The sequence below is a fragment of the Paracrocinitomix mangrovi genome, assembly GCF_019740355.2.
Classification (GTDB): domain Bacteria; phylum Bacteroidota; class Bacteroidia; order Flavobacteriales_D; family Crocinitomicaceae; genus Paracrocinitomix; species Paracrocinitomix mangrovi.
The window spans coordinates 87853-104288 of sequence record NZ_CP091819.1 but is presented as its reverse complement, the minus strand read 5'-3'; the positions used below and the strand labels follow the sequence as shown (position 1 = coordinate 104288).

General features: G+C 35.8%; 9 protein-coding genes. 4 read left to right on the top strand and 5 right to left on the bottom strand.

The window, feature by feature from the left end:
- Positions 1 to 60: 60 nt before the first annotated feature.
- Positions 61 to 1287, bottom strand: coding sequence for a T9SS type A sorting domain-containing protein (locus K6119_RS00375; RefSeq protein WP_221834542.1), 1227 nt, complete (start codon positions 1285 to 1287; stop codon positions 61 to 63).
- Between the two features lie 177 nt (positions 1288 to 1464).
- Here K6119_RS00375 and K6119_RS00370 point away from each other — a divergent pair, with 177 nt between their 5' ends.
- From K6119_RS00370 to K6119_RS00355, 4 genes are all read left to right on the top strand, one after another.
- Positions 1465 to 1944 carry a hypothetical protein gene (locus tag K6119_RS00370; protein ID WP_221834543.1) on the top strand — a complete coding sequence of 160 codons (480 nt, stop codon included), beginning with the start codon at positions 1465 to 1467 and terminating at the stop codon, positions 1942 to 1944.
- A gap of 103 nt (positions 1945 to 2047) precedes the next feature.
- Positions 2048 to 6412 carry a CusA/CzcA family heavy metal efflux RND transporter gene (locus tag K6119_RS00365; protein WP_221834544.1) on the top strand — a complete coding sequence of 1455 codons (4365 nt, stop codon included), beginning with the start codon at positions 2048 to 2050 and terminating at the stop codon, positions 6410 to 6412.
- A gap of 13 nt (positions 6413 to 6425) precedes the next feature.
- Positions 6426 to 7595: an efflux RND transporter periplasmic adaptor subunit gene (locus K6119_RS00360; RefSeq protein WP_221834545.1), complete on the top strand. Its 1170-nt coding sequence runs from the start codon at positions 6426 to 6428 to the stop codon at positions 7593 to 7595.
- Positions 7596 to 7646: 51 nt separating this feature from the next.
- Positions 7647 to 9560, top strand: a complete 1914-nt coding sequence (locus K6119_RS00355) for a T9SS type A sorting domain-containing protein (protein WP_221834546.1) — start codon at positions 7647 to 7649, stop codon at positions 9558 to 9560.
- Between the two features lie 393 nt (positions 9561 to 9953).
- On the opposite strand, the gene K6119_RS00350 is transcribed toward K6119_RS00355, so the two are convergent.
- The 4 genes from K6119_RS00350 to K6119_RS00335 form a co-directional block, all read right to left on the bottom strand.
- Positions 9954 to 11390, bottom strand: coding sequence for a TolC family protein (locus tag K6119_RS00350; protein ID WP_221834547.1), 1437 nt, complete (start codon positions 11388 to 11390; stop codon positions 9954 to 9956).
- Positions 11383 to 14544 (bottom strand): efflux RND transporter permease subunit, encoded by a 3162-nt coding sequence (locus K6119_RS00345; RefSeq protein WP_221834548.1) that lies wholly within the window; start codon positions 14542 to 14544, stop codon positions 11383 to 11385. The genes K6119_RS00350 and K6119_RS00345 overlap by 8 nt, the downstream gene beginning before the upstream one ends.
- 26 nt (positions 14545 to 14570) lie before the next feature.
- Complete coding sequence (locus tag K6119_RS00340; protein ID WP_221834549.1) at positions 14571 to 15656, bottom strand: efflux RND transporter periplasmic adaptor subunit; 1086 nt, start codon at positions 15654 to 15656, stop codon at positions 14571 to 14573.
- 135 nt (positions 15657 to 15791) lie between these two features.
- On the bottom strand, positions 15792 to 16220 hold the full coding sequence (locus K6119_RS00335; protein WP_221834550.1) for a hypothetical protein: 429 nt from the start codon (positions 16218 to 16220) through the stop codon (positions 15792 to 15794).
- Positions 16221 to 16436 lie beyond the last annotated feature (216 nt).

The following is a 16436-nucleotide window of genomic DNA, read 5'->3' as shown; positions in this document are numbered from 1 at the left end:
ATATAAAATAAAAAAGGGCACTTCAAAAGAAGTGCCCTTTCTAGTTTGATGATAAACCTATTATAGTACTATCATCTTTTTTGTTGCTTTGATCTCACCATCTACAACTAAAGCGTATTGATATGTACCTCTACCAAATTCATTTTTATCAATTTGAATAGTACCTGATTGATTCACTCTCTTTGAACTAATAAGTTTTCCTGTCAAATCATAAAATACAATGAAAGCTTCTGAAAATGTTCCTCCTATTGAATAATCAATTGAAGTTGCATCAACAGTAGGATTTGGTCTATTTTGAGATAAAATGGTTGTTTCATTTGAAACTACTCCATTTACTTCTGAAATCATATTTTTCAAAGACTCAACTTCTGCTTTTAATAATTCTATTTCATTTCTCAAGGCTTCAACTTCCTCATTACTTTCGTTTGATTTAATTGGTAAGTCTTCAACATAAACATAACCATTAGCATCTATTACCAGATGTCTACCATTTCCAGTTGGAAGATTTTCATGTCTTATTCCTCCATCTGTATGTAAATAACTATCAATACTTGCAGCTGCCACATTGATTCCCACAAATCCATCATGTGTAATTCTCATTGATTCACGAACGGTAGAAGGACCAGCATACTCATTTTGAAAAGCAATGTCCATTTGATCCGTTCCAACAACCACTCCTGAAATCAAAGCTCTTGCCATCCAAGTACCGGCACCACCACGAGCACCTAAAGTTATTGTAGCTGCCTGTCCAACAGCAGTTGTTGTAAAACTATTGTATACCTGTAAACCATCTCTGTTCCATTGTGTTGGTAAATAGTTCAAATTTTCAGAATAATGTACATCCAAAATTTTACCCGGACTCGTAGTTCCAATACCCACATCTCCGGCTGCTGTAACCACCATTCTTTGAAGGTTATTTGTTCTAACTCTAAAATCCTGATTATTAATGGTTCCAATGAACTCAGTAGTTCCAATTGTGTTCCCTGTCAAATGCCAATCATTACCTGTGCCAAACGAACTTGCATCCATAATAGATAGATTTCCATTTACATCTGCAACTACAACATAAGGCTCAGTATTAATAGTTAATCCTTCTAATCTTACAGAACCATTAGTATGAAATTGTGCAGTTGGATTGTTTAAACCTATGCCTACAGACATTGGTGATAATCCTAAACTAGAATTAATTGGGTATAAAACATCACCTGAGGTTGTTCCGTTCCATCCTTGACCATAAGTAATTGATGTAGCAGCTATTATTGAAAGGGCTGCAATTCCTTTTTTCATTACATTTTTCATTTTATAAATTGTTTATAGGTTAAATGATTGATCAAATATATATTGGTAAAACCACATCTTTCACACTCATTTAGTATTCGGATAAACAACTTATTTAAAGGCAGTTAAATTGATTAATAGGATTCATCACAATAGTTCAAATAAAAATTCATTAATTTTGTACTGATGCAATTTTTAAGATCCATCATCATATCATCTTTGATCCTAACCTATTTTGTAGGTTTTGCACATAGGCTGATTCCTCATTACAATGAGGTTCAGATGGAAAATGTTGCTGTTACAGAACATCACCATGAGCACGAAAATGGCCATACCGCCAATGATGGAGATAGCCACGTTGTTCATGAAGATCACATTGATGCAGATTTCTTTGATTATTTATTATGTCTATTAAGTGACTTGGAACATCAAGGGAATGAAAACGAACATCATCCACAAGAATTTGTATCCGAAAAATCTGCCGAATCTAGAACAGATAAAGCAGCTCAAACAAATGCCGACTTTTCTGTATTTCTAAAAAACGATATTTCTATTGCTGAAGCTGCAGTGAAAACTACAGTTGTTGATGCTCACTCTATTATTGAGTTTGAGTCTTTAGAAGGCAGTACCCATTCATTAAGAGGTCCCCCTTATTTTACTTGCTAGGAAACACAAAAGTGTTTTCAAATTCAATTTCTAATTGAAAATAATTATCGATTGTCCAACAAATTGCGGATAATCTCAAGTCTAATTCATATTAGCAAGTAAAATGATTGATAAAATAATTGGCTTCTCAGTCAAACACAAGTTATTTATAGGAATGCTCACGGTGGCATTAATTGCCGGAGGAATATACAGTTTGAAAAAAGTTCCTTTGGACGCCGTTCCTGACATCACCAACAACCAGGTGCAAGTAATTACTCAAGCACCTAATCTTGGAACAGTCGAAATTGAGCAATTTGTTACTTACCCGGTTGAATTGGCAATGTCCAACTTGCCGGGTGTAATTGAAATCAGATCTGTTTCCAGATTTGGTCTTTCTGTGGTTACCATAGTTTTTGAAGATGATATGGGCACCTATCTACCGCGACAATTAGTGGCAGAAAAACTAGTCTCTGTTCAACAAGAAATCCCGGAAGGTTTTGGAACACCTGAAATGGGTCCAATCTCGACAGGGTTAGGTGAAATTTACCAATACTCATTACAGGTTGATGAAGAACATGAGGGACAATATAGTCCTACAGAGCTAAGGACAATTCAAGATTGGATTATTCGCAGGCAAATGACCATGGTTCCGGGTGTTGTTGAAGTCAACGCTTTTGGTGGTGATATCAAACAATATGAAGTGGCCGTTGATCCCGAAAAGCTGAATGCAATGAATATTACCATTACTGAGGTTTTTCAGGCTTTACAAGCCAATAACCAAAACACAGGTGGAGCCTATATTGAGAAAGATCATTATGCCAATTTCATTAGAGGTGAAGGGCTAGTAAAAAACCTTGACGACATCAATAACATTGTCATCAAAAACGTAAATGGTCTTCCTATCACTATAAAAGATGTTGCCACCGTTCAATTTGGAACAGCTGTAAGATATGGTGCATTAACAATGGATGGTAAAGGTGAAGCAGTTGGTGGAATGATCTTAATGTTAAAAGGAGCCAACTCAAATGACGTAATTCAAGCAGTACAGCAAAGAGTCACGGAGATTCAATCATCTTTACCTGAAGGCGTAAGCGTTGTTCCTTTCCTGGACAGAAGTAAACTAATTTCACAAACCACCGGAACGGTTACACAAAACCTGATGGAAGGTGCATTGATTGTAATTTTTGTACTTGTATTCTTGCTCGGAAACTGGAGAGGTGGTTTAATTGTGGCCTCCACTATCCCACTCTCTTTATTGTTTGCCTTTATTTTAATGCATGTTTTTGGTGTGTGGGCCAACTTGATGAGTTTGGGCGCTATTGACTTTGGAATCATCATTGACGGGGCTGTAATTATTGTGGAAGGAACAGTCTTTATCATCCACGGTTACCTGGTTAAAAATGACAAATTGGATCAGGATAAAAGAGATGAATTGGCTGTAAAAGCTTCTTCCGGCATGATGAATGCAGCTTTCTTTGGTCAATTGATCATTCTAATTGTATTTATTCCAATACTAGCGCTTCAGGGAGTTGAAGGTAAAATGTTTCAACCAATGGCATTGACCTTTATGTTTGCCATGATTGGTGTGATGATTTTGTGCTTGACTTACGTTCCAATGATGTCGGCATTATTCTTAAGGGTTAAAAAATCTACTAGAATTAGTTGGGGAGATCGTTTGGTTCATTGGTTGGAGAACATCTACGAAAATGCGCTTAAAAGAGTATTGCGCAAAAGTGTTGTAATAATGAGCATTACAATAGCCTTTCTTGGTGGTGCTGTTTTTCTGTTCACACGAATGGGAGGTGAATTTATTCCTCAATTAGATGAAGGAGATATTGCTTTTCACGTTATTCTAAAACCTGGAAGTGCCTTAAGTGAAACTGTTGAAACGACTACAAGGGTTGAGAAAGTGATGATGGAAAAATTTCCTGAAGTGGAACACATCATTTCTAGAATTGGTGTAGCAGAGGTTCCTACCGATCCAATGCCTATGGATGTAGCTGACGTAATCGTAATCCTTAAACCGCAATCAGAATGGACTTCAGCCTCTTCAAAAGATGAGTTGATAGACAAGATGAAAAAGGCGGTAAGTGAAGTTCCGGGTGTCAACTACGAATTTACTCAGCCAATTGAAATGAGGTTTAATGAGTTAATGACCGGTGTTAGGGAAGATATTGCGATTAAATTGTACGGAGATGACCTTGACATTTTAGCTGATAAGGCTGAAGAAATCACCAAAATAATAGCTCCTATTGAAGGTATTGGTGATATGAAAGCAGAAGCTATTCAAGGGCTTCCTCAAATTACGGTGAGATACAATCGTTACAAAGTAGCACAGTATGGATTACAAATAAATGACCTAAATGAGTTGGTGGCTTCCGCATTTGGAGGTGGTCATGCAGGTGTGATATTTGAAGGTGAACGAAGATTTGATTTAGTAGTTAGATTGGATCAAGAACACAGACAAAGCATAGATAATCTTAAAAATCTTTATGTAAAAACAGCTAACGGAAGTCAAGTTCCAATGAAAGAAATAGCTGAAATTGGATACGAACCTGGCCCTATGCAAATTAGCCGTGACAATACCAATCGTAGAGTTTATGTAGGAATCAATGTTAGAGGTAGAGATATTGCTTCATTAGTTGATGAAATCAAAGAAAAACTGGATGCCGAGCTTCAACTTCCTTCTGGTTATTACATACGCTATGGAGGAACGTTTGAAAATCTTGAAAGAGCAACTAATAGACTTAAAGTGGTTGTTCCGGTATCATTGGCATTGATTTTCTTGTTGATCTTCTCGGCTTTAAAATCTATCAAACAATCTGTAATGATCTACATGGCAATTCCTTTTGCTGCAATTGGAGGGATACTGTTTTTATGGATAAGAGATATGCCTTTTAGTATCTCAGCCGGGGTTGGATTTATAGTTCTATTTGGTGTTGCAGTATTAAATGGATTAGTATTAATAAGTGGATGGAATGAACTTAAGGAAGAAGGTAAACTAAGTTTGGAAGAACGAATTGCTCAGGGAGCCAAACGAAGAATTCGTCCTATTCTATTAACTGCATTGACAGATATTCTAGGATTCTTACCAATGGCTATATCAACTTCAGCAGGAGCAGAAGTTCAGCAACCACTAGCAACTGTAGTTATTGGTGGTATGATGACCGCAACTTTTTTAACCCTATTCATTCTACCAATCCTTTATAACTGGACAGAAAGAAGAGAAGAAAAGAAAATCAGTATGAAATCAAGTAAAATAGTTACAATACTATTGCTGTTAGGTATGTCAACAGTTCCATTTCAGACATTAGCACAAACTAATAAACTGGAAACTGAAGAGGAAGTGCTACAATCTGCATTAGCAAACAGCAAACAACTTCAAAAATTTGTATTGGAAGTAGACCAGCAAAATGCTTATAGAAAAGGATCTTTTAATCCTGACAAAACAGCTGTTGGAGTACAATATGGGCAGATGAATAGTTTTGAAAAAGACTTGTATTTTGATGTTAAACAATCTTTTCAATTTCCAACTGTTTACACCTCTCAATGGAATTTAAATAAAGAGGAAGTAAAAGGAAGTGAACTTCATTTATCCATTGCTCAAAACCGCTTGAAGTGGGAAGTTAAAAAGGCATGGAATTCCCTTCAGTATGATTATGCTCAACAGCATTTTTTATCTTATAAAGACTCTATTTTTAAAGAGTTTTACCGAGTTTCCAAGATAAAATATGAAGTTGAAGAAAGCAGTTATTTAGAGATGATCACTGCTGAGAGTGAGATGATGTCAGTTCAAAATCAACTAAATATCATCACTTCTCAGTTGCAAATGAGTATTAAGCAGCTTCACATTTTAATCAGTGATACAACCAATGTTGAATTTGCCAATGTTGAATTTGAAAAAAGAAGTATCAATAATCTTACAGACACTTCTCAAATTAAAAACAACCCGTTATTGGCTTATACCCAACAGCAAATTGAGATCATGCAAGCTCAGGTAAAAGTTGAACGTTCTAAAATGTTACCGGATATTATGGTAGGTTACTTTAATCAGTCAATGATAGGAAGTCCTACTAGCAGTGGTTCAACTGCAGCATTCAGTGATCGATTTCAAGGAGTTCAAGCGGGTGTTACAATTCCAATATTCTTTGGTCATTACAGGTCCAGAATAAAAGCAACACAAATTGCCAGGGAAATTGAAGAAAATCAATTAGAACAATACCAACTAGAATTGATGGGACAATTTCAACGTCAAATTTCACAATTGGCCATTTACAGTCAAAACCTGGAGTTTTATGAGAATTCAGGATTGACTCATGCGCAGTTGATGATTGACCAGGCCCAAAAAAGCTTTGAAGCTGGTGCCATTACCTATGTTGAATATCTCAATGCAATTCAACATGGTTTGTCAATTGAATTATCATACTTAGATGCTTTAAAAAATTACAATCAAGCAGTTATTGATTTGGAATATTTGCTTGGATACTAAAAGATTAGAAATAATGAAAAACTTTATATATATATCACTATTGGCTTACGGAATGATGGCTTGTGGTGGAAATTCAACAACTTCAACTGAAGATGAACATGATCATCATCACAATGCAGATGAAGTAAGTCTTAAACAATCGCAAATTGACTTATTAGGTCTGGAAGTAGGGCAAATTCCAACAAGGAACATGAGTTCTATTGTGGAAACAAACGGACAACTCTTGGTTCCACCGCAAAATGAAGCAGATGTAACAGCTGTGATTGGCGCTAATGTTCAAAGCATCAAAGTAATTGAAGGAGAAAGTGTAAAGAAAGGGCAAACATTAGCTTATATAAGTCATCCTGATATCATTCAATTGCAAACAGATTATGTCACAAACTGGAATGAATTGCAGTATCTAAAAACTGAATATGACAGACAGCAAAAATTGTATGATGAAAAAATCAATTCAGGTAAAGAATATGATAAAATTCGTTCAGAATACCTAAGAAAAGAAGGCACCGTAAATGGATTGGCTGCTCAATTAAGGTTGTTGGGAATAAGTACTGAAAAGCTTCAAAAAAATGAAATCTATGACCAAATTCCGGTACGCAGTCCTATCAGTGGGTTTATTAAAATGGTAAACATTAGAGTTGGACAGTATGTCACTCCTGAAAAATCAATGTTTGAGATTGTTAACATAGATCACATACATGCAGATTTGATGGTTTTTGAAAAGGATGTACACAAAGTAAAAGAAGGACAAAAAGTAAGCTTTGAGGTTTCTTCTATTCCGGGGAAAGAGCTTGAAGCTGTTATTTATGCCGTTGGAAAGTCATTTGAAGATGAGCCTAAAGCAGTTCATATTCATGCAGAAATTGAGAATAAGGAAGGTTTATTAATTCCGGGAATGTATGTGAGGGGTAGAATTGCAACCAATAATCAGCAAACGCTTGCAATGCCTGAGGATGCTGTTATTTTGGAAGATGATAAGAACTATATTTTTAAAGTGTCTCACCATCAAGAAGGTGGAGATGAGTGGATTTTTAAACCTGTTGAAGTAATTGTAGGTGAAAGAACAAACGGATGGGTAGAGGTTTCATTGATTGAAGAATTACCTTCAAAAACAAGGTTTGCAATGAACAATGCTTACACACTCATTTCAGAAATGAAAAAGGAAGAAGCAGAACATGATCATTAAATAAGTAAAAGGGTATATTTATTGCACAGAATTGCTAAAAAACAATTATTTATGCGATATTTTACCCTTTTGTTCTCATTCTTCACATTACAGTTTGTCTATTCACAATCTGTTATAAATGTATATCCTGATACTGTTTTAGGACAGATTAGTCCTAACTATGTGCCAGGCGTTTTTTATGCTCCTAAAACAACCGAAGGTGCTTATGATTTTACTTCAAACGGAATCTATCAAAATACAATTCGCACCAACATAATTGAAGGCGCATTAAACAACACCACAAATCTAACTGACTGTATCGCCTACTTAAATTCTGTTGAATCTGACCTTTTGGGCTTATCAAGTAAATGCGACAAGTTGGTATTTATTTTTGAAAAAATGCCTGCCTGGCTCAGTAGTTCTTCTGATGGTTCATCAACAGGAACTCCCGGCTACTTTGTGTTAAATACCAAACCACCTGCAAGTTGGAGTACCTGGCAAAATGTGGTAGAATCAATTACTTCTACCCTGGTAAATGATATGGGGATTAATAACGCCTACTTTGAAATTTGGAATGAACCGGACTTAGGATCATGGACAGGTAGCATGGAAGATTATTTTAATCTTTATAAATATACCTATGATGGTATTAAAGCGGCTAGTACAACGGCTAAAATTGGCGGACCTGCAGTAAACGGATGGGCCAATAACATATACTGGCAACCTCCATATGGATACATTTCAAATGCAACAGCTGATTCCTCTCTAATCAGTCAATTAATAGATTCGGCAGTTGTATGGAACAAGATTCCTGACTTTATTAGTTGGCATCACTTCAGTACAACTTACCAGGATTTTAGCATGGCTTCTAATTATGTTTCTCAAAAACTTACGGGATATGGTTTAAACAATGTTGAGTTGATGGTAAGCGAATGGAATGCCCCTTCAGCGGTTAGAGATACTGAATTGGCTAAATCATACATGATAAAAGCTCAAATTGAAATGTCTAAAACAGCTGTTATCAATAATCTGGTAGCGGCCTGGCAAGATTTCAATCAAAGCACAAATGAGTTCCACAATGATTATGGACTAATAACGTGGGGAGCCATTCACAAGCCGGCATATAAATCAATTTTATTGACTAATGAATTAAAAGGTGTTACCTGCAAAACCACTGGAAATTCACCTTATGACGCGGTTGTCTCAGCTGTGAATGACACTTTAATTATGGTCATTTCAAATTTCACACCTCATCCGCTTGTCGAAGCTTTGAATCATACTTTATATGAAGGTCAATTTAATGCCAATCAATTAGACAGTGCGGGATATATAGATTTAGGAAATAATGATTTAACAACTATCCAAAACATTTATAATGGTACAAATACCATCCCATCTTCAAATGCCCTAAATATAGCTATCAACAACAGTATACCTGTTTATAATCACTATGATTCTATTTATGATTCTCCTCGTCATTTTGATATCATTTTGAATGGATATACTTCTAATTACAACGGTACAATGTGGCTAATTGATTCGATTCAGAATAACAATCAATTTAAATATGATTCTTTGCTTACAAACGGATACACTCAAGCTACGGCAATTACCGCAATTACAGCAGATCAAGATTTAGTAAGTCAAAATATAGTGTTGAATAATGGACAATATAACTTGACTTTAAATCCAAATGCAGTGTGCTTAATTAAAATTACGCTACCCGGAGTAAGTGCATTATCCAATGAGCAACTTCAATCTTTAAGTGTTTATCCTAATCCAGTAAAAGATGAATTGACAATAAATATGGTAAACGCTAATTCAGAATTTGAGACCGTATATATTTATAACAGTCTTGGACAATTGGTACAATCTGAAATGATATTCACTAACAACGATAAATTAAATGTTCAAAATCTTGTCAGTGGTATTTATTTTATCAAAGCAGGACATTCATCAGAAAGCATCAGATTTATTAAGGAATAAGGAATCGAAAATCTTCTCCAAATAGCTCCTTACCTGCTTATTATTATTCCTTTAGTTGGATTTAATTGGTGGTTGGATAATTTTAAAAATCCTACATATAAAAGATTTGTCCTTTCTGTGGGACTTAATCTATTACTTCAATTTGTGTTTGCATTAATTTTTCTACCTATCGTAATTCACCTCGAGGAGTTAGGTGAAACAAAGGATCAATTATATGCAAGAGCTATTGAGGATTTTTATGTATTAAACTTATTTGGGAATCTTCCTTTATTCTTAGGACTAATAATTTATGGGGTAATTGATAAAAGGAGATAAAAAAACGGCGTACACGTCCGGCAATATACACGCTCTAACAATGTTGCCTTAATGCACGCCGCCTTGTAGTTCACCCCTTTATTTCCATCCGCCTCCAAGTGCTTGATACAAGTGAATCATAGCATTAAACTGCATCAACTTGTATTCAATCAACTCGAACCTTGCATCCAAGGCATCTCGTTGCGTAATTAATACTTCCATGTAATCTGCTTTTGCAGAAGTAAACAATCCGTTAGCGTAAACTATGGATTGATTTAACACGGTAACCTCCTGATTTTTTAAGCTGTAACTCTGATTTAGATTATCTATGTTTGATAATTGATTATACACTTCAATGTAAGCTGTTAAAACAGTTTTTTCATAGTCATAAACTGCTTGAAGCTGTTCAGCATTTGCACTTAAAAACTCAGCTTTAATAGCTTTTCTATTAATAACAGGTGCCATTAAATCACCGGCCAAATTGTATAGCATAGACTCGGGAGCTTTGATAAAGTAAGCTGGATTAAAAGCCTGCATTCCTACTCCGGCTGTTATGTCTAACGAAGGATAAAACTTGGCTTTGGCAACTTTAACATCCAACTTTGAAGCAGTAATTTCTAACTCAGCTGCTTTAATATCAGGTCGATTCTCCAGTAATTGAGAAGGTACTCCGTACATTAATGAATCAGTGATAGGTGCTTCAAAACTCTGCTCACTTCTTTCAATATGTTGTGGATACCTACCTAATAGAAAATTGATTTTGTTCTCAGTTTCTACTATCTGCTGTTTTATGTCAAACTGCTTAGCCTGTGTTTTCAAAACTTCAGCTTCAAACCTTTTTACAGCTAATTCTGTAGATTCTCCTGCTTCCTTTTGAATTTTAACAGTCTTCAAAGCATTGTTCTGAATCTTAATATATTCCTGTAACAGCTTTAATTGACTATCCAAAGCCAACAGTTCGTAGTAACTACTCGCTACTTCAGCAACCAGGTTAGTTACCATGAAATTCTTCCCTTCAACAGTGGCTAAATATCTATTAACCGCGGCATCACGAGAATTTCTCAACTTTCTCCAGATATCAATTTCCCAAGTTGCAAATGCTCCAACAAATACATCTCCCAGAGGATCAGGCGTTTCTTTACCCGGAGCAATTTCAGTATTTGCATCATTAGCTCCCTGGCTGGTGTATCTTCCTACCTTCTCTACTCCTCCACCGGCTCCAATATCTACAAATGGCAGATACTCTCCTTTTCTGGCAAGAATTTCATTGTTGTATACATTGATCTCCTGCAGTGTAATATTCAACTCCTGATTGTACAACAATGCTGTATCAATCAAGGCAATCAAATATTTATCATGGAAATAATCCTTCCAAATAATATCTGCAATGTTAGTTGAGTCTTGATTTCCGTTTACAAATTGTTCCGGAACCTCTCTGTTTGCATCACGGCTTGTCACTTTTGGAATTCCGCATGCATTCAGTATTGTTACTAATCCAACAATACCTATGATGAGTTTAATCTGTTGCTTATTCATAATGTAATTTGTCTTCTGAAAATGGACTCTCATCCTGTTCCTTAATCAATTTTCTTTTGTCAGCCAATGTGGCAAAAATGTAGTACAAGCCCGGAATTATTACTACTCCGAAGATGGTACCAAGCAACATTCCTCCCAATGCCGATCCACCAATTGTTCTGTTTCCAATTGCTCCTGCCCCATGGGCTAAAACCAAAGGAATTAATCCGGCAACAAAGGCAAATGATGTCATTAAAATTGGTCTGAACCTTACTTTTGCGCCTTCTATTGCAGCTTCCAGAATTGTTGCTCCTTCACTGTGTTTTTGAACCGCAAACTCTACGATTAACACGGCATTTTTACCGAGAAGTCCAACCAACATGATCAATCCTACCTGGGCATAAACGTCATTGGCTAGTCCCATCATTTTTAGTATCAAGAATGAACCAAAAACTCCCACTGGTAAAGAAAAGATAACAGCTAAAGGCAATAAGAAACTTTCATATTGAGCTGCTAAAACCAGGTAAACGAAGATCAAAACAACTATAAAAATGTAGATTGATTCGTTTCCACGATTTGCCTCATCATATGATAATCCTTCCCAAGCAATATCATATCCTTTTGGAAGATCATTTTCAGCCACTTCTTTAATTGCCTGAATAGCATCTCCGGTTGTAAAACCTTCTGCCGGCAATCCTCTAATCGCAGAAGAGTTGTACATGTTGTAACGCGTCACCTCATTTGGTCCTTGCGTCTTTTTCAATTTCAAGAAAGAAGAATAAGGAACCATCTCTCCATGATCATTTCTTACATACAACTTCATGATATCAGAAGGCATTCTTCTAAACTCAGGAGCTGCCTGTACATAAACTTTAAAGAATCTACCAAAACGGATAAACCCTTGTTCATAGGTACTACCAATTAAAATGTTGAGATTTTCCATTGCAGCATCTATAGAAACTCCTTTCTGCATAGCTGCTTCGTTATCTATCTCTAACTCATATTGAGGGTAGTTTGCAGCAAAGAAAGTAAACAAACCTGTCAATTCTTTGCGCTCTTCCAATTTGGCCATGAACTCCTGATTGATTTTATCAAACTCTTGATAATCTGTAGATGGATTCTTATCAATCAATCTCATTGAGAAACCTCCTGATGATCCAAATCCCGGAACTGCCGGTGGTTCAAAGAATTCAATAATAGCTCCCAAATTCTGAGATTTTGCTTCCAATTCTTCCATGATTTCATGTACCCCTTGTTCTCTTTCTGACCAAGGTTTTAAGTTGATCAAACAAGTACCGGCATTGGAACCACGACCCTCAGTCATAATTTCATATCCCGCCAAAGAAGAAACAGATTCAACACCTTCTATCTCTTCACAAATTTGCTGTAACTCCCTTGAAACCTGATTTGTTCGCTCTAATGTCGCTCCTGGAGGAGTTTGAATTATAGCGTAAATTGTTCCCTGATCCTCACTAGGAATAAATCCTCCCGGTAAGCTATTGTTGACAAAGAATATACCCGCACAAAATGCTAACAAAATACTCAAGGTCAAAAGTCTTTTATTTACAATCACTTTCAACAAACCAGTATATCTACCAGTCAGTTTATCAAATCTTCTATTAAACCAATCAATAAACCTGTTAACAGGTGATTTTTTACGTGGCTGTCCATGATTATTCTTTAAAATCATGGCGCATAAAACCGGCGTCAATGTAAGAGCTACCAATGCTGATAGAATAATTGAGCTCGCCATTGTAATGGAAAACTGTCGATAAAAAGTACCAACGGGTCCGGACATAAATGCAATTGGAACAAATACAGACACCATTACCAAAGTAATTGCGATAATCGCACCTGAAATTTCTCCCATTACTTCTTTAACGGCTAGAAATGGAGCCAAATGCTTTTCTTCCATTTTGGCGTGAACTGCCTCCACAACAACAATTGCATCATCCACCACAATACCAATCGCCAGTACTAAGGCAAAAAGAGTGATTAAGTTAATTGACAATCCAAATGCCTGCATTACAAAGAATGCTCCAATTAAAGAAACCGGAACGGCCAGTACAGGAATTAAAGTAGATCGCCAATCTCCTAAAAAGAGGAACACTACTAATGCTACCAGTATAAAGGCATCTCTTAATGTATGTGTTACCTGTTCAATAGATGCATCTAAGAATGTAGAAACGTCATAGCTGATTTTGAAATCAATTCCCGGAGGAAAAGTCTCTTTCATTTCAGCCAGTTTATCCTTTACATTTTGAATTACCTCAGTTGCATTTGATCCGAATGACTGTTTCAATACAATAGAAGCAGATGGGTGTCCATCCAAATTGGAGTAAATATCGAAGAATTCACTTCCCAACTCCACTTTAGCAATATCTCTTAAATGAATGCTCTCCCCTTCAGGATTAGCTCGAATAATGATATTCTCATATTCTTCAGGTTTGTTGTATCGTCCCTTGTAGGTCAATACATATTCTAAAGATTGTGCTTCAATACCTGAACTACGACCTAACCTTCCCGGACGACCAATGATACTTTGTTCACTCAAAGCCTCCATTACCTCATCCACGGAAATGTTATATGCTCTCATTCGGTCAGGATTTAACCAAACCCTCATGGCATATTTTCTAGATCCTAGAATTTGAGATCTTGCAACACCTTCAATCCTATTTAGTTCAGGAATCATATGCACGTTGGCGTAATTGTACAAGAATTTCTCGTCCATACTATTATCCTTACTATAAAGGTTGATATACATCAACATACTAGGTTGGATAGGCGTGATAATAACCCCTTCTCTCTGAACCAAATCCGGCAATAACGGCATTACCTGATCCACCCTCGTTTTAACACGAATTACCGCATCATTAGGATCTGTTCCGGGTTCAAAAATTACACGTACCGTTGCTTCACCGGCACTGGTAGCATCTGTAGCGATATAACGCATTCCCTGCACACCATTAATAGCGTTCTCTAAAGTGATGAGCGTTGATTTTACTAAAACGTCCGCACTTGCTCCGGGGTATGCGATAAATATGTTAACTGTAGTTGGTGCAATTGGCGGAAATTGTGATTTCGGCAAACTCACCATTGATAAAGTACCTGTAAAAACTATTACAATAGAAATTACGATAGCCAATACAGGTCTATGTATAATTCTCTTAAACATGACTAATAAATATTATTTGATGCTACCTACTCTGCGTAAAGGTCAAGATGACTTAATACAGACTCAGGGCCTTCAAATTCAACATCTATTTTGTCATTGTCTTTAACTTTTCTAAGACCGTCTAATAAAATGACATCATTCACAGTAAGCCCTTCTACCACTTCATAAAGATGCGGAAGTTCGGCTCCAATTTTAATCTCCTTTGCATGGATTACATTGTTTTCATCCAATACATATACAAACTTCTTTTCTAATACCTCAAATGTTGATTTTTGTGGAATCAACAGTGCATTATTCAATTCAGTTTTCATTAAAATATTCCCTGTTTCACCGTGGCGTAACAATCCTTCAGGATTTTCAAAAGTTGCTCTGAAAGCTACGTTACCGGTTTCGTTGTTAAAATCTGCTTCAATTGTTTCTACAACTCCTACATGATTGAAAATTTTATTGTTGGCCATTTTAAGCTCAACTTGCATTAAGGTGTCGTGATCTGTAGCAGTCATGTAATCAAGATATTCTGATTCTGATACGTTGAAATAAACCCACATTTTACTGTTGTCTGATAAATTAGAGATCAAGTCACCTTCATCTATCAAACTTCCCAGTCTTACATGGAATTTATCTAAGATTCCATCAAATGGAGCTCTGATTTCTGTAAAGCCTAAATGAACTTCTGCCAATGCCAATTCAGCTTTTGCTTTGTCCAATTTTGCTTTTGCAAGAGCCAGCTGGTTTTGTGAAACCACATTACTGTCAGCTAGCATTTTTGTGTTCTTATATTCGATTTCTACAAACTCTACTTCGGCTTTTGCTTTTTGGTATTCAGCCTCATAAAGTTTTGGCATTATCTGAAATAATAATTGTCCTTGTTTAACATGTTGACCTTCATCAACATATATATTTTGCAGAAATCCCTTTTCTTGAGCGCGCAATTCAATATGACTAATTGAATGGATTTGACACACATATTCTTTAATAATTGTGGTGTCTTTAATTATGGGTGAGGTAACCAAGAACTTTCCTTCGTGTTCTTCATGTTCTTTTATACCTGAACTACAACTTGTATTGATTAACAAGGCGCATAACCCCATGGCTATAACGACTTTTTTCATAATATTTTTTTTTAGAAATTATCTAAGTGATTTTCAAATTCGATTGGAACGAGTGAACTACATATGTTCCAAAGCAATCAACGTTTTGAATGCTAATTAAACGCCTGATTGAACATCAGGACTTGCTTTGAAAAATCATATTATGAAAACCTGAAACAGAATGTTTCTCTTTACACTTGAAGTAATTGAAGACGCATGCTTAGAGCAAACATATTCATTTGTGTAGTAGTATAAATCAAATTTGGAATTTGATAGGGTGTAAAGTGAGTTGAAATAATTTTTGTGATCAAATTTCTTTTTGAACGAATCCGCGTCTTCTTCGCCATTAATTTCTTCTTCTTCCTGCTCTTCTTCGATTAAATCAAAATCTTCAGCATCACCTTGATTGTTAACACCTCTTGTATTGGTGAAAACAACTTTGTCATTTTTAGTAAGCGAAAAGAAATCCCCTAAAGCATCAAAATCAAACTTCGTGTTTTGATTGCTTGAGGCAAATAAAGACGAGCTACTTAAGAAAAGTAGTGTCGAAATGACCAAAAACCGATTAAAATAAGTTTTAATCACGGAGCTAAATTAGGTATAATTATAATTCCTTGTTTTTATTAAATAGATTTTAGCATTTATTTAACAATTCCAAATAAAATTTTTGGTTCCATTCATTAATCAATTAGCCTTTTTTATTGATTTTTGGTTCAAAACATCATTTATTCACTTATATCATTGATTTACTATCACTTGTGATATAAAAAGGAGGGTAAAAAAACGTTTTATATCTGTTTT

Bases quoted from the DNA above. Each gene is read 5' to 3' on its own strand.
- K6119_RS00375 (WP_221834542.1), bottom strand. From the start codon at position 1,287: ATGAAAAAAGGAATTGCAGCCCTTTCAATAATAGCTGCTACATCAATT.
- K6119_RS00370 (WP_221834543.1), top strand. From the start codon at position 1,465: ATGCAATTTTTAAGATCCATCATCATATCATCTTTGATCCTAACCTAT.
- K6119_RS00365 (WP_221834544.1), top strand. From the start codon at position 2,048: ATGATTGATAAAATAATTGGCTTCTCAGTCAAACACAAGTTATTTATA.
- K6119_RS00360 (WP_221834545.1), top strand. From the start codon at position 6,426: ATGAAAAACTTTATATATATATCACTATTGGCTTACGGAATGATGGCT.
- K6119_RS00355 (WP_221834546.1), top strand. From the start codon at position 7,647: ATGCGATATTTTACCCTTTTGTTCTCATTCTTCACATTACAGTTTGTC.
- K6119_RS00350 (WP_221834547.1), bottom strand. From the start codon at position 11,390: ATGAATAAGCAACAGATTAAACTCATCATAGGTATTGTTGGATTAGTA.
- K6119_RS00345 (WP_221834548.1), bottom strand. From the start codon at position 14,544: ATGTTTAAGAGAATTATACATAGACCTGTATTGGCTATCGTAATTTCT.
- K6119_RS00340 (WP_221834549.1), bottom strand. From the start codon at position 15,656: ATGAAAAAAGTCGTTATAGCCATGGGGTTATGCGCCTTGTTAATCAAT.